The 16,188-nt window shown below is 34.6% G+C and carries 14 protein-coding genes; 10 read left to right on the plus strand and 4 right to left on the minus strand.

Annotated features, from left to right (window positions below; all coding sequences use genetic code 11):
* Positions 1 to 19: 19 nt before the first annotated feature.
* The 4 genes from NTX22_00135 to NTX22_00150 form a co-directional block, all read right to left on the minus strand.
* A complete protein-coding gene (locus NTX22_00135) occupies positions 20 to 382 on the minus strand; it encodes a response regulator transcription factor (GenBank protein MCX6148911.1) in 363 nt (120 codons plus the stop codon).
* Between the two features lie 440 nt (positions 383 to 822).
* Positions 823 to 1,569 carry a hypothetical protein gene (locus NTX22_00140; GenBank protein ID MCX6148912.1) on the minus strand — a complete coding sequence of 249 codons (747 nt, stop codon included), beginning with the start codon at positions 1,567 to 1,569 and terminating at the stop codon, positions 823 to 825.
* Between the two features lie 589 nt (positions 1,570 to 2,158).
* Positions 2,159 to 2,788: a response regulator transcription factor gene (locus NTX22_00145; protein MCX6148913.1), complete on the minus strand. Its 630-nt coding sequence runs from the start codon at positions 2,786 to 2,788 to the stop codon at positions 2,159 to 2,161.
* A 9-nt stretch (positions 2,789 to 2,797) separates the two neighbouring features.
* Positions 2,798 to 7,828 (minus strand): PAS domain S-box protein, encoded by a 5,031-nt coding sequence (locus NTX22_00150; GenBank protein MCX6148914.1) that lies wholly within the window; start codon positions 7,826 to 7,828, stop codon positions 2,798 to 2,800.
* Between the two features lie 568 nt (positions 7,829 to 8,396).
* Between NTX22_00150 and NTX22_00155 the strand changes: the two genes are divergently transcribed.
* The 10 genes from NTX22_00155 (at position 8,397) to nuoK (ending at position 16,188) form a co-directional block, all read left to right on the plus strand.
* Positions 8,397 to 8,876 (plus strand): NADH-quinone oxidoreductase subunit A, encoded by a 480-nt coding sequence (locus NTX22_00155; GenBank protein MCX6148915.1) that lies wholly within the window; start codon positions 8,397 to 8,399, stop codon positions 8,874 to 8,876.
* An 8-nt stretch (positions 8,877 to 8,884) separates the two neighbouring features.
* A complete protein-coding gene (locus NTX22_00160) occupies positions 8,885 to 9,367 on the plus strand; it encodes an NADH-quinone oxidoreductase subunit B (protein ID MCX6148916.1) in 483 nt (160 codons plus the stop codon).
* A 9-nt stretch (positions 9,368 to 9,376) separates the two neighbouring features.
* On the plus strand, positions 9,377 to 9,904 hold the full coding sequence (locus tag NTX22_00165; protein ID MCX6148917.1) for an NADH-quinone oxidoreductase subunit C: 528 nt from the start codon (positions 9,377 to 9,379) through the stop codon (positions 9,902 to 9,904).
* A 73-nt stretch (positions 9,905 to 9,977) separates the two neighbouring features.
* Positions 9,978 to 11,219, plus strand: a complete 1,242-nt coding sequence (locus NTX22_00170; protein ID MCX6148918.1) for a PQQ-binding-like beta-propeller repeat protein — start codon at positions 9,978 to 9,980, stop codon at positions 11,217 to 11,219.
* A 9-nt stretch (positions 11,220 to 11,228) separates the two neighbouring features.
* Positions 11,229 to 12,431: a T9SS type A sorting domain-containing protein gene (locus NTX22_00175; GenBank protein MCX6148919.1), complete on the plus strand. Its 1,203-nt coding sequence runs from the start codon at positions 11,229 to 11,231 to the stop codon at positions 12,429 to 12,431.
* A gap of 18 nt (positions 12,432 to 12,449) precedes the next feature.
* A complete protein-coding gene (locus tag NTX22_00180; protein ID MCX6148920.1) occupies positions 12,450 to 13,565 on the plus strand; it encodes an NADH-quinone oxidoreductase subunit D in 1,116 nt (371 codons plus the stop codon).
* Positions 13,566 to 13,658: 93 nt separating this feature from the next.
* Complete coding sequence (gene nuoH, locus NTX22_00185; GenBank protein ID MCX6148921.1) at positions 13,659 to 14,726, plus strand: NADH-quinone oxidoreductase subunit NuoH; 1,068 nt, start codon at positions 13,659 to 13,661, stop codon at positions 14,724 to 14,726.
* 2 nt (positions 14,727 to 14,728) lie between these two features.
* Positions 14,729 to 15,307: an NADH-quinone oxidoreductase subunit I gene (locus NTX22_00190; protein MCX6148922.1), complete on the plus strand. Its 579-nt coding sequence runs from the start codon at positions 14,729 to 14,731 to the stop codon at positions 15,305 to 15,307.
* A gap of 24 nt (positions 15,308 to 15,331) precedes the next feature.
* The gene (locus NTX22_00195; protein MCX6148923.1) at positions 15,332 to 15,829 is read left to right on the plus strand and encodes an NADH-quinone oxidoreductase subunit J; all 498 of its coding nucleotides are present in this window, start codon (positions 15,332 to 15,334) and stop codon (positions 15,827 to 15,829) included.
* A gap of 47 nt (positions 15,830 to 15,876) precedes the next feature.
* The gene (nuoK, locus tag NTX22_00200; protein ID MCX6148924.1) at positions 15,877 to 16,188 is read left to right on the plus strand and encodes an NADH-quinone oxidoreductase subunit NuoK; all 312 of its coding nucleotides are present in this window, start codon (positions 15,877 to 15,879) and stop codon (positions 16,186 to 16,188) included.

A 16,188-nucleotide genomic window follows, 5' to 3' on the forward strand; every position in this document is an offset into this window, starting at 1 on the left:
TAATAATTGTTCAACCTGCTCACTTCTGTGCAAGTTGTACTATCAGGTCAGTTACTTCTTTGAAATCTTTATTTTTATCAAAGATGTAATCTGCACCTTCTTCTTTGCACTTCTCTTTATATTGAGAATATGGATAGTTTGTAAAGATGCATACTTTAGCTTTACTTCCTATCTCTTTCATCTTTTTTAGAACACCAATACCGTTCAACTCAGGCATTCTAATATCGAGTAAGACAAAATCAGGATTTTTCTCTTTGATGATCTCAATGGCTTCAATTCCATTACCTGCTTCACCTACAATTTCTATGTTTTTTGTATCTTTCAGAGATTCTTTTATTCTATCGCGCAGCAGTACTGAATCATCAGCAATCACTATCTTCATTTTATTACCTTTGTTCTTTTTATTGTTTTTGATTGTAAGTTAAATAAGGGAATGTGTAATTGGTATCAGCGCTATACTGATTCTTGTGTAGGGATTACCTGACAGGTTCGTAGAGCGATATTTATGTCGTTACCGGTTTTATTAGTTGATGCTTTATTGGGTTGTCGAGATAAATCTCGACTTACAGTTTGTAACACGACATTTATGTTGTGAAGGTACTAACATTTAGAACACTTTATGTTTATCGAGATGAATCTCGACTTACAGTTTGTAACACGACATTTATGTCGTGAAGGTACTAACATTTAGAACACTTTATGTTTATCGAGATGAATCTGGACTTACAGTTTGTAACACGACATTTATGTCGTGAAGGTACTAACATTTAGAACACTTTATGTTTATCGAGATGAATCTCGACTTACAAAACTATCTTGTATTTAAATCAAATATTTTGGGTTATAATAACTCCAAATCCATTTCCCCCATTCATCAACCAAACCAGCTTTTACGGGATTCTGCAAAACGTAGTTTACTATTCTTCTCAATTCATCAATACTTCTAACAACATGGTCGTAACTCTCATGCTGCCAAAATGCACCTTGGCGATTTAGAATTTTATTACATTCCCTCGAAGTCGATCCTTTGAGTTTCCTTAATATTTCAGTTACAATATAATTTTGTTTTTGTAGAACGACATTCATGTCGTTGTTTATTAGGTCTTCTTTTGTGTTTTTATTTTGTCGAGATAAATCTCGACTTACAGTTTGTAAATCGACATTTATGCCGATAGGTATTGGTGTGAAAGCTAAATGTACATGGTTTGACATAATTGTATATGCAATTAATTCGTATTCTTTTTCATCTCTGTAATGAATCGCTTCTTTTACTAGTTCTGCAACTTTTTCTTCTTTTAGCCACATTGGTCCACTCTTGTTTTTATCCAATATGCTGTCAAATATTCCAAAATATTTTCGCTGATATTCATAATATTTTTCTGTTTTTTGTTTTTGTTCAATAATACCGGATATTATTTTTAATTCCTTCTCTCTATCTTCTTTAAGCTTTTTAATTACTGCTATCGGTAATGATCCAACTAATCTAAATGTAACGAAAAAAGTATATCCTGCAGGCTGATAATGTGGTAAATTCCGTTTATAGTATGTTTTATTTTCTTGTTGTTTCATATTCAATACACTTTTGCAATTTGCATTACAATTTTTGTATGTTGTGAAAATACTAACATTGGTAACACTTTATGTTTATCGAGATAAATCTCGATTTACAGTTTGTAACTCGACATTTATGTCGTGAAGATACTAACATTTAGAACACTTTATGTTTATCGAGATAAATCTCGATTTACAGCTTGTAGCTCGAATTGCCAATTCGAGTATTTGTACCACGACATTTAGAAGCTGTGTGATAATTGTAGAGTGAAATTTATTTCGCTCATAAAAACCTTGAGAATATTAGTTCTTCGCAATAATCGAGATGAATCTCGCTTTACAATTAGTATTTTCACACTGACTCTTTATGTTGTCAAAAGAATAACATTGGTAACACTTTATGTTTATCGAGATAAATCTCGATTTACATTTTGTAACTCGACATTTATGACGTGAAGATACTAACATTTAGAACACTTTATGTTTATCGAGATAAATCTCGATTTACAGCTTGTAGCTCGAATTGCCAATTCGAGAATTTGTACTATGACATTTATGTCGTGATGTATGCTTTTGTCGAGATAAATCTCGACTTACATTTGCCTATTTATTCTATCAAATTATTCCTGATGGCATATTGGGTAAGCTCAGCATTTTTATTCAAACCCATTTTTTCAAGAATACGCATCCTATATGTACTAACAGTTTTATCGCTGATAAAAAGCTCGCATGCAATTTCTTTAAGCGATCTTCCATTAGCAATCATATACATTATTTGGAATTCACGTTCAGAAAGTTTCTCGTGAGGCAATTTATTAAGCTCATCTTCTTTTTCGAAGATAATTTTTTCTGCCAAAGCTGCGGAAATATATTTGCCGCCTGCAGCAATTTTTTTTACTGCCAACGTAAGTTCTTCATATATACTGTTTTTACATAAATATCCTGAAGCACCTAATCTTAATGCACGTATTGCATATTGTTCCTGTGGATGCATGCTAAGAATTAATATGTGCGCCTTTTCTTTTCTATCCTTCATCATCTTAAGAATATCCAGTCCACTCAAACCGGGCATTGATATATCGAGTATTATTAAATCATATCTGTTCTTCTCTATTTTAGTTAATGTTTCGTGTCCATCTCCTGCTTCTTCAACTGAATATTTTTCATCCATACTCATAACAATTTGTTTCAGTCCTTCTCTAACTATGGTGTGGTCGTCTGCAATTAATACTTTCATATCAGTTCCTTATTGAATATTAGGGATACGAATGGTAAGACTTGTGCCTTTATTTTTAGAAGAAATTATTTTTAAGCTTCCATTAAATTGTTTAAGCCTCTCTTTCATTCCAATAAGACCAAATGAATCTTTAGAATTTATTTTCTCTTTGCTGATGCCAACTCCATCATCGCTAATATTTAAATAAATATTGCCTGATGATGGATATAGTTTTATTACTACACCCTTTGCTTTTGCATGTCTGATAATATTGGTCATCCCTCCTTGAAATATCCTGAACAAAGTTAGAATTATTTTTGGGTCAAGATCAGGAATTTCTTTCAATTCTAAATGGCATGGTAAGCCGGTGCGTTCTTCAAATTCCTGACAGTACCATTCTAAGGTGGGTATCAAACCCAAATCATCTAACATACCGGGACGCAAGGATGATGAAATTTTTTGTACTTTTGTTATAGTCTCGTTCACAATATCTACCATACCGTTTATTTTCTTATCGATGAGCATTTTGTCCGTAGTATTTTCTTTTGTCCAATTCAAATCCATTTTAAGAGCAGTTAGAGATTGACCCAGCTCATCATGTATTTCGCGGGATATTTCGGCGCGTTCATTTTCTCTAATATCGTTTAAATTTTTATAAAGTTGCTCTAATTGTTCATGTGATTTTTTTATTTCCATTTCCGCACGCTTTCTTTCGGTGGTGACTTCGGTGTACGTTATCATTCCCCCGATAGAACCATCGGAATTGTACCATGGACGGCATTCCCAACGATTATAAGTAATTGAACCATCGGACCGTTCGAAATAATCGTCATCATTTCGTTCAATCGCACCGGATAGACATCGCTGATGCACTTCTTTCCATCTTTGCGGCATCTCCGGAAACACTTCGTAATGATGTTTTCCAATTATGTCCTCTTCCTTAACATTATAATCCTGAAGGTAACGATCACTTACTGCGATGTAATAAAGTTCGCGGTCGTACACAGCCATGGCATTGGGATCGTGTTTGATAATATATCGCATATTTTCTTCACTGTGGCGCAGCATTTCTTCTGCCTTTTTGCGTTCTGTGATATCACGAATATTACACTGGATCACTTTCTTATGATCAACGAAATAAACATTGCTTACAAACTCAACATAAAGTTTCTTTCCATCTGAAGCTTTAAGAGCTAAATTTTCATAACGAACATAATGCTTCTGCTGTAATTCAAAAAATTTATCTTCATTATCAATTACATCTTTAAAGAATCCTATTTCCCAGATTGATTTTTCGATAAATTGTTCTTTTGAATAGCCCAACTTCTCAATCATAAATGGATTTATATCTACGATCTTTCCCGTTTCTGCATCGAGGATAACAATTCCATCTCTTGCCGCTTCAAAGAGGCGGCGGTACCTGGTTTCCGAAACATTCAATATTTCTTCAGCACGTTTGCGTTCGGTAATGTCGATCGCAACTCCAATTAGTCCTAAAGGTTTACCATCATTATCATTAATAGTTGTTGTAGAAAGATAAATAGGAAATTCACTTCCATCCTTTCTTTTATTCCACAATTCACCATTCCATCCTCCACGTATTGTAGCAGGAAGAATTTCCCGTACGATTTCCGGTGGATTGTTTGATGACCGTACAATATGTATATCCTTTCCGATTAATTCTTCTTCAGAATAACCATAAGTCTCCAAAAAGGATTGGTTAACAAAAATAAGTTTATCTTCCAGGTCAGTAATACTCACACATTCATTAATACTTTTGAGAGCATAAGCAAGCATTGTAATTTTTTCTTCAGCCCGCTTGCGCTCGGATATTTCATCATATACGGCAACGATCTCGCCGGAGGGAAGTCGATATACAAAGTTGCTGTACCAACCATGCAATTTTTCATCCATGTAAAACTTGGCTGGGTAATGCTCGGAAATACCGGTCTCAAAAACCCGCTTGAACACTTCCAATATTCCAAATTCAGTGATGCCCTTCCGGACTTGATAGATGCTCTTTCCGATGATATCCTCTTTCCGGTTACCATCTATCCGCTCGCCAGCCCGATTGCAATCCTTGAAGATAAAATCGTTGCCGTTGCCTGTTACTTCATAAATGGCAACTCCGCTGCTTATATTGTCGAAAAGTTCACGATAACGTTTCTCACTTTCGCGCAGCGATTCCTCTGCCTGCTTGCGTCCGGTAATATCACGAATGAAACCAACATTAATTTTTTGATTATTATAAGAAAATAAACTGTTTCTAATTTCTACAGGGAATATTGAACCATTCTTATTCTTATGATAACGAATAGGTATTTGTGCCTCTCCTGTTTGGACAGCTTTTAACGTAACATTTGGTTGAGTTGAAAGATCCATAACATTCATTTTACATATCTCATCATGTGTATAACCATATAGGATGGTAGTTGCTGAATTGACATCTAAAATATTTCCTGTCAATTGATTAACTAAAAGGACGGCATCGGCTGCTGTTTCAAATAATGCACGATATTTTTCTTCACTCTCGTGCAATGCTTCTTCTGATTTCTTGCGCTCGGTTACATTTCTGAAATATCCAATTAATCCGTTAACCTTGCCGGTTGAATCAAATTTAGGAATATAAGTTCCTTCGAAAAACTCCGGTTCATTTTTCAAGTTCAGGATTGATGTTTCCAAATGAATAGATTCGCCTTTTTCCAAAACTTTTCTTTTTAAGACTATGAGATTTTCTGCTTCTTCTTTTTGGAGTAAGTCTAAATCTGTTTTCCCAATCATATCCGCTTCTGTTAAACCAAGCTGAGGATTAATAACTAACGTATACCGAAGATTGTTATCTTGCATAATGATATGATCGGGGGTATTAGAAGCGATACATCGAAATTTTTCTTCGCTCTTCTGCAACGCTTCTGCCGCGCGTTTGCGGTCAGTTACGTCGCGTAGAATAACTTGTGAAGCTATTTTGCCCTGGTAAGTAGTAAGTACACCAGCTACTTCAACATAAATAACAGTGCCATCCATTTTTATAAATCGTTCTTCGATTAATGAAGCAGGTTTTCCACTTTTAAACATTTCAGCAATTCGGCTTCTTGCCACTTCACGGTCATCGGGATGAACAAATTCCATGGCTGCTTTACCAATCAAGTCTTTTGGGCTAGATGTGCAAAGTAACTTTACCGCTGCGGGATTTACAAAAACAATTTTACCTTCACAATGGATAGCAATAGTATCTGGTGATACATTAACGACCTCCCGATAGTGTTCCTCACTTTCCCGCAGCGCCTCCTCCATCTGCTTGCGCTCGGTAATATCCTGGATAACGCCGAAGATAATATTGTTCTCTTTATCAAATTCGGCAATGGAATGGATATCAATTATTTCGCCCGCGTCGTTTTTAAGTTTGAATTCAAGATTATACGGCTCGCCGTTTTCAATTAATTTGCGTAAAGCATTTTCGAGAATTAGGCGATATTCCGGCAGTGGCATTTCTTTAATTGCAGAATAGTCAAATTGGACTCCATGAAGTCCATAGATTTTGGAGGCGCCTTCTGAAGCAATTATAATTTTGGAATCGAGATGCAATTCCCAGTTACCGGTTTTAGAAACAGACTCAGCTCTTTTTAAGTTTGCTTCGCTATAGCGGATAAGTTTTTCTGCTTTGCGTTCTTCTGTTTTATCACGGAAAACTAAAACGACACCATCAATTTTACCTTGCTCATTGCGGATAGGCGCACCGCTATCGGCAATGGGTATTTCTTTTCCGTCTTTGGAAATCAAGAGTGTATGATTTGCAAGCCCTACAATCATTCCTTCTCTTATAACTCTTCCTGCGGGATTTTCAACTTTATTCCGCGTTTCTTCATTTACAATTTGAAAAATATCTTCAAGTAGTTTGCCTTTAGCATCGGCTTCACTCCAGCCGGTTAACTCTTCTGCGGTTCGATTCATATGTTTAACAACACCATTGTTATCGGAAGTCATTACGCCATCGCCAATGCTGAATAATGTTGTTTTAAATTCTTCATGCGCTTCACGCAATTCTTTTTCTTTAACAAAAAGTTCTCTGTAAATATTTCTTTGACGTGAATAATAAATCCAAGCCAAACCGGTACCTGATAAAAGAATTAAAACTAATGTAAATACGCTTATTAAGATTGATCTAAAAGTAAGTTCAGAGTAGATTTCACTTTTATCAATTTTGGCAACCATAAACCAAGGTGTGCCGGGGATTGCTTGAATATCCGATAGCACCCGTACGCCCCGGTAGTCTTTCCCTTCCCAAATTCCTTTATAACCTAAAACAGCTTGCACTGCGGGGATTTCTTTTTTGGTTAAAGGAATCCGGAGTTTTAGTGCAGTATTTTTCTGGTGCCGTAATTCATTAAGATAGAAAACGCTGTCCCCTTCTCTGCGAAGTAGTAATGTTTCGGCTGTTTTGCTTGGAATGGGCCATTTTTGTATTAAAGGGTATAAATAATCATTCGGGTCAATACGGAACAGCATTGCTCCAATTGAAATATTTTTATTATCAATAATCGGTGCAATAATATCAAAGTGAATTTTTTTGTGTATAGTGCAATAATAAAAATCTGTAAATGTTATTTGCTGTTTTTTAATTGCTTCCCGAATTTTGGATGATGTAACCTTATTAAAGATTTTCTCTTTAGGATTGAGAGAAAGCAGAAATTCTCCTTGTGGTGATGCAAGAAAAATATCTTCATAACCAAAATGTAATTGAAATCGAGCGAATTGTTTTAATATATTTTTTTTAATCGAAAGATCTTTTCTATTGCCAAACCATTGTTCAATTTCTCTAATAAAGGGCGGTGCTTGCGTTGCACTGGCTGCATCGCCAAATCTTTCTTTTCGCCATTGTGTAATCTGACTAATTTTTAATTCAGCAATTGCTTTAATTTCTTGGTGCTTTGCTTTGCTGATGGAATTTTCTTCAGATGAATAATAGAGAATACCGCCGAATATAAGCAGTGTGCTTATGGCGCTTACTAAAACAACAAAGTGCCATTTTTTAATTACCCTCTGTTTAGATTTTTTTTTCATAAACTATCCTAAAAAAAAATAAGAATAAAAAGTGATTCGTTTTTCGTTTTGTTCATTTGTTTTCATAATATCAACCTATCTAACAATGCAGGCTGTTGCATAACTTGTTAATCACTCATCCAGAGCGAAGTCGGTAGTTCTGTTTAAAATTTTTGTAAAAGAGTTTACCGGTAGTAACAATTCCGGCAGAGAGGAAGATGAATAAAAGGAGAAAGATAAATTTGGTTCGTCGTTCTTTTAGGATAGAATTTTTCATTGCTGACATTCTACCAAACTCATTAAAAAATATTTTGGCTAAATAATTTCTTCAATAGTTTCACCATCGAAATCAAGTGTCTGGATATCAACGATAAGCGTTGTTTAAGATCTATTACAATTCCTATGAAACCCTCTTTGAGATCTCAAATGCAAGATACATTTATGAAAACACTTAATCAATAGGTTATAATAACTGACTCTTATATACTGACATTTCCATTGAGTTAATACAGCGAATAAATTAGTCAATCTCATTCCTTGACATTAGTTGCACCTTATACTATTTTTGGTGAAAATTTTTCATAAAATTATGATAACAGAATTCGGTAAAGTTCTAATATTTATTTTATTAGCGGCAATATTTGTCCCGGTTGCTCTATTTGTTGCAAAATTACTCCGCCCCGCACGTCCCACCAGAGAAAAACTTCTTACCTATGAGTGTGGTGAAGATGCATTAGGATCACCTTGGGTAAAGTTTAACATCCGCTTTTACGTTGTAGCCTTAATATTTTTAATATTTGATGTTGAAGTTGTTCTATTATTTCCGTGGGCAGTTGCTTACAAAGATTATGGTTTAGCTGGATTTTTAGTTGGATTGATATTCCTTGTGGTACTTGGTTTAGGTATGGCTTACGAATGGCGCAAAGGAGATCTTGAATGGTCGCGCCCTGTAATTAAACCTCCCGTTATTCAAAATAAAAGTGTTAATAAATACGAAACCAAATCTTTAAACAAAATCCCGAATGCTAAAGCAGTTGAAGGGAACGAAATTCCAAACACAGTTCACTGAAAGAAAAAATGAAAAGTTTATTAGATACAGAATTTTCAGATGGTAATATAGTAATAACAACCGCTGAAGATTTATTCAATTGGGCAAGACTAAATTCAATCTGGCAGTTAGGATTTGGATTAGCCTGCTGTGCTATCGAAATGATGGCTACCTCTGCTTCACATTACGATTTTGATAGGTTTGGTGTTATACCGCGTGCTTCCCCCCGGCAGGCAGATGTAATTATAATTTCCGGAACGCTGACTTTAAAGATGGCGTTACGAACTAAAAGATTATTCGAGCAAATGCCTGAGCCAAAATATATTATTTCCATGGGAAGCTGTGCAAACTGTGGCGGACCGTATTGGGAACACGGATATCATGTTCTAAAGGGTGTTGATAGAGTAATTCCGGTTGATGTATATGTTCCAGGCTGCCCTCCACGTCCGGAAGCGCTGCTTGAAGGCTTATTAAAATTACAGGAAAAAATAAGAAACGAATCATTTGGTTAAAAATTTTGTATGAAAACTCCAGAAGAAATTTACACAATAATTAAAGAAAAATTCCAGGATAAAGTAATTGAATTCAAGAATGTACAATTTGAACCGCATATTATTGTAGACCCTAAATCAATTAAAGAGATTGGTTTATTCTTGCGGGATGAAGCTGAATTAGATTTCGATTCGATGATGTGCCTTTCCGGAGTTGATGATGCAAACGGTGAAAAGAAAACTGACGAAGATGGTTCAACTACTATTATTGGCGGAACGTTGAGCGTTTATTATCATCTTCATTCAATATTGAAAAACCATAAAGTAACTCTTAAAGTATCAACTCCACGCGAAGAACCGGAAGTAGAATCGGTTGAGAGCGTTTGGAGAACTGCCGACTGGCACGAGCGCGAAGCCTTTGATATGTTTGGAATTAAATTTCTCAATCATCCCGATTTAAGAAGAATACTTATTCCAGATGATTGGGAAGCTGGTTATCCTTTAAGAAAAGATTATAAGAATCCTGAGTTTTACCAGGGAATGAAAGTACCGTATTAAATTGCTGCATTGTCAAATTGATAAATTGTTTTTTCTTGAAAACAATTTAACAATAGAAATGAATAAGAAATAAATGAAAAAATTCTTTAATATATTTTTAATTGTTTTGTTTGGTTTAATTGGATGTAAGGACAAATCTACAAATCCAAAGGAGGAATTACCTCCAGGTTACCAGCAGGATATTCCCTGGCCCAGCCTGGCAGATTCTCCCTGGCCCATGAATCATCACGATCCACAATCGACAGGTAGAAGTAAATTTGCCGGACCAAAATTAGGATTAATTAATTGGGAGATTGACAGTATATATATGAGATCCGGTGTTTCTGTCGGACCCGACTCTACAATTTATTTTGTATCTATTGAAAGAAAAGGATTATTTGCGGTAAGACCTGATGGAAAAATTAAATGGATACTGAAAGATGTTGTAGAAAATGGATGGGTATATACAACCCCCTTAATAGCAAGTGATGGTACCATTTATATTGGAGGTGGTCTTAATGGTAAACTTTATGCGATTAGTCCAGATGGTAAAATAAAATGGGAATTAAAAACACTTGGATTTATTTACCATGTTGGATTAAATATAGGAAAAGACGGAACAATTTATTTATTAAATGGGGATCCTACATCAATTGCAAAATTAGTTGCCATTAAACCAACTGGAAAAATAGATTGGTATTTTGAAAATCCAAATATTGATTATGGTTCTTCTTCCGGTACGGCAATTTCCCCGGACGGTAATACTATCTATGTCCCGGGAATTGGACCATCTATTTTTGCTATTGATTTAGAAACACATCAATTAAAATGGAGCTTTGGTAATTCAAGATATCAAACCACACCAATTGTGGATTCCTATGGTAATATTTATTTAGTAAGTAAATTAGATTCAGTTAATTCCGGAAATGCTTCTGTCTTTTGCATAAAGCCTGATGGTAAAATAAAATGGTCTTATAAACTTGCATTCACAGCGGTTCCATTTCATTTTATTTCAGAAGGAACAATAGATAAAAATGGGAATTATTATTTTGCTTTAGACACAGTATACTCATTTAACTTTAATGGAAATATTAATTGGAAATTAAACATAGGGGGTTATTATATTGGTTTTTTAATAAATGATTTTGAAGGAGATATTTATTTTACAGTAGATTTCTCTTATCCGTTAAAATATTATAAGGTGGATAACAAAGGTAATTTAATGTGGACAACCGAGCTAGGTAATCAATTCGGTGGATATTCACCGGCAATCGGAACAAATAAAAATATTTATATTCCAACTTTTAAATCCGCTAAAGTTTTTTCGATAAAATAGAAGATAATTATGAAAAAAATATTATTACTAGTAATTGTTTTATTCAAAATTATATCTCCTCAAAATTTACTCGTTCCTTACGATATGGAGATTTTGCCTCAAACGCAAAATTTTGATTTAGAAAGTATTACTTTCACAATTGAACCACAAAATACAGTTGCATATTGTATAAGTGGTTCACAATGGTATGTTAATGGAGCAAATAGTTGTGATACAACAATAATTGGTAATTATTTACAACCACATCTTAACCCACAAAATGAGTGGATTGACTATGGTTTTGATGTTTGCTATAGCACTAGTGGTTATCCTAAATTTTGGCTAACAGTAAATAAAATAACAATATCAAAAGGTGAAACGTCATTTTATTTTTATATTGATTATCGGGATTGTGGTTATGGCAATAATTGGAATGATATAACAATAAGGTATGATGATAATTGGGGCTATTTTATTTCAGCAATGTTAAATACAAGTATTCCAAGTAATGGGCAATCACCTACAACCTGTGGTTTTTCCACCATTAGTCTTGGACAAATCTTTAGAATTGGTTTGTTGAATAATTTTGGTACTTATAATACCGATTGTATGGCTAATTTAAATTATTGGGCAAATTGCTTAGTCTTAGTAAATCAGAATAATCATCCTGCATTAATTTGGGGACCTAATCCATCGTTTAGTGCTACTCATTTTAAAATATATAGGGCAGAATCAAACGGCCAAGTTGGTAATCCCATAAATCTTAATTATTCTTTAATCGCTACTGTTGAATCAAATATACTTCATTATACTGATTTTGATGTTTTAATTAGTAACGAGATCGAAAGTTATTATCAATATTATTATATAAAAGGATTTAAAAATAGACAAAATACATATTCATCACCCACAAACATTGTCAATGTTCAAGGTGGTGTATATAAAATAAATTCAGACCGTGAAAAGAGCAATGAAAAAGTAAATTTTTTAACACAAAACTATCCCAATCCTTTTAATCCAATAACACAAATCAAATACTCACTTCCAGAACCTACTTTAGTGCAGTTACAAGTATTTGATCCATTTGGAAAAGAAGTACCAATATTAGTGAATGAAAGAAAAGATGAAGGAACATATGAAGTGGAATTTGATGCAAGCAATCTTTCAAGCGGAATATATTTCTATCAACTAAAAACAAATAATTTTATACAACAAAAAAGATGTTGGTTGTAAAATAATTAGTAGATTTTTATGGCTTTAAAAACTGAAGAAATGGTTTTGAATCTGGGACCTCAGCACCCGTCAACACACGGTGTGCTGCGGCTTGAACTTGAACTTGAAGGTGAACTGATTGTAAACCTTAGACCGCACATTGGTTACCTTCACCGCTGCTTCGAAAAACATTGTGAAGCAATGACTTATCCCCAGGTTATTCCTTACACTGATAGATTAGATTATCTTGCCGCGATGTCTAATAATTTTGGTTACGTTGTTACAATGGAAAGATTCCTTGGCATCCAGGTGCCGGAAAGAGTTGAATACATAAGAGTAATTATGGCAGAGCTGCAAAGAATTGCTTCTCATCTTGTAGCTCTTGGAACCTATGGAAATGATATCGGTGCTATGACTCCATTTCTTTATTGCTTCAGAGATCGAGAGAAAATTCTTACTCTGTTTGAAATGACCTGCGGCGCACGCATGCTTTATAATTATATGTGGGTTGGCGGACTCTCGCACGATCTGCATCCGGACTTCATTAGGATGACAAAAGAATTCATCACTTACTTCAAACCGAAAATTGTTGAGCTGAATAATCTTTTATCTTACAATAAGATTTTTATAGAAAGAACAGCAAACGTTGGCGTACTTCCGCTTGATACTGCGGTCAATTACGGAATTACAGGACCCTGCCTTCGTGCAAGCGGATTGAAATTCGATTTAAGAAGAGATGATCCTTATTCAATTTACGATAGATTTGATTTTGAAATTCCGGTTGGTACTGGAAAAGTTGGAACCGTTGGCGACTGCTGGGATAGATATTATTTAAGAGTTCGCGAAATGGAAGAAAGTTTAAAAATTGTTGAACAAGCGATTGATGTAATTCCAGAAGGTGATGTAAAAGCAGCACTTCCAAAAAGAATTAAACCACCGATTGGTTCAATGTACTGTAGAGTAGAAAATCCTAAAGGCGAACTTGGATTCTTTGTCATCAGTGATGGAAGTGTAAATCCATATAGAATTAAATTACGTGGTCCATCTTTCGTTAATCTGGAAGTTCTTGGCGAATTGTGCAAAGGACATCTTGTTGCAGACGTTATAGCTATACTTGGAAGCATTGATATTGTACTTGGCGAAGTTGACAGGTAAAAAAATATTACAAATTTCGAATAACGAATTACGAAAATTGAATTAAAGCAAATTCTAATTTCAATTAAAAGTTGTAGAAAACAGAGAAATTAAATGTATCAGTTTCTAAATAACCTTATCGGAAATGAATATATTGCAGCGGTAGTTGGCGCCCTGTTACCAATTCCTTTCATTTTAACATTTGCCTTGCTGGGCGTTTTAATGGAAAGAAAAGTTTCTGCACATATGCAGGATAGACTTGGACCTATGCGTGTTGGACCACACGGAATCTTCCAAACTGTTGCTGATATTTTTAAATTACTGCAAAAAGAAGATATAACTGCAACGCTTACAGATAAAAAACTTTTCAATCTTGCTCCTGTAATTGTTTTTACCGGCAGCTATGCAGCGTTTGCAGCAATTCCGTTTTCAAGTGGTTACATTGGCTCTGGAATAGATATGGGAATATTTTACATTCTCGCTATCACTAGTTTAGTTGTTGTTGGAATTTTGATGGCTGGCTGGGCTTCGAACAATAAATATTCTTTACTCGGTGCAATAAGGTCTGCCGCCCAGGTAATCAGTTATGAAATTCCTTCGGCATTAGTTGTTCTAACAATGGTTATGCTTTTAGGAACTCTTAATTTAAAAACAATGAGCGAAATGCAGACTTCATACTTTTGGAATTGGAATCTTTTTGGGGGACCAGTTTTCAACTTATCAAAGGTGCTTTTAATTCCTTTTATGTTTGTTGGATTTATAATTTTCTTCTTAAGTACGTTAGCAGAAACAAATCGTACTCCGTTTGATATTCCTGAAGCGGAATCTGAATTGGTTGCAGGTTTCCATACGGAATATTCAGGTATGAAATGGGCAATGTTTATGCTAACTGAATACGGAAATATGTTTGCTGTTTCAGCAATCATTTCTGCAATTTTTCTTGGTGGATACCAATCACCTTTTGGTTATATAGGCAACTCATTAGGTATTACCTGGCTGGTTCCATGGGAACAGTTCTTTTGGTTTACAATTAAAGGAGTATCATTTGTGTTCGTTCAGATGTGGTTAAGATGGACGCTTCCAAGATTACGTGTAGACCAACTTATGAATATGTGCTGGAAATATTTAATTCCTTATTCGTTTGTTAATTTGATAATTGTAGGATTTATTACACTGATTTAATTATGAAAGAATATTTCAAAAATACATGGTTCGGGCTTTGGACTGCATTTGTTGGAATGAAGATAACCTTCAAGCATCTCTTCGTTCCTGCTGTTACAATCCAGTATCCTGATGTTAAAGTTCAAATGCCGGAACGAGCACGCAATCGGCTTTATGTTAATATGGATGATTGTATTGGCTGCGATCAATGCTCCCGCGCTTGCCCGGTTGATTGCATTACCATCGAAACTGTAAAGAGTGTTCCCGGAGATGATCTTGGTATAACTTCTAACGGTAAAAAGAAGGCTCTTTGGGTAACACAATTTGATATTGATATTGCAAAATGCTGTTATTGTGCTTTATGTGTTTATCCTTGTCCAACAGATTGTATTTATATGACGGATGTTTACGAATTTTCTGAATACGAAAGAGATAATTTTATATATCATTTTTCTACTTTAACTAAAGAAGAAGCTGATATTAAAAAACAAAATTATGCAAAGCTTGAAGCTGAAAAAGCGGCTCAGAAAGCTGCAGCAGCGGCAAAACCAAAACCTCCTGCTCAGGCAGATAATTCAAAGCCTGAACCTGGAACAAATTAAAAATAAATTTGGTGATTTAAATAAATGACTTTATACGATGTAACTTTTTATTTTTTTGCTGCAATAACACTTATTTCCGGATTCGCAGTTGTTACTACCAGGAATATTGTTTATTCAGCTTTCTCTCTGCTATTCACTTTTTTGGGAGTTGCAGGTCTTTACATTTTGCTTGGTGCTGATTTTATCGCAGTTGTTCAGATAATGGTTTATGTTGGCGGAATTTTAATTTTGATGCTATTCGGTGTAATGCTTACAAGTAAAATTACCAATGTTCAGATTAAAACCGGTACACTTCAAATCGTACCTGCTATTGTTGGTGTTGGTTTGTTTGCCGGAATATTAACCAACGTTTTACTAAACACAGAATGGAAACTTTCAGATTCAGAAATTCCATTAAACACAACCATTTTTGATTTAGGGAAATATCTTATAACGGATTACGTTTTAATCTTTGAACTACTTGGTATTTTACTTTTAGTGGCTCTTATTGGTGCTGCAACAATTGCAAGAAAGGAAAGTTAATTGAATACAGTTTTTCAATACTTTAATATTTTTTAAAGGAGTTTCACTTGGCTCACGTTGGTTTAAATCATTTTTTATTTGTTAGTGCAATTCTATTCTCGCTTGGAATATTTGGAATTGTAACAAGAAAAAATGCTGTAATGGTTTTAATGGGAATTGAATTGGTACTTAACTCTGCAAATATAAACTTTATAGCTTTTGCCAAGTTCGGCAATTTTGGATTCAGTGGACAGATTATGGCACTATTCGTAATTGTACTGGCTGCTGCCGAAGCCGCTATTGCGCTGGCAATTGTACTAAATATTTACAAAACATTTTCAACTGTAAACGTTGATGAAATAGATAAACTAAAAGAATAA

The organism is Ignavibacteriales bacterium, assembly GCA_026390815.1.
Lineage (GTDB): Bacteria > Bacteroidota > Ignavibacteria > Ignavibacteriales > SURF-24 > JAPLFH01.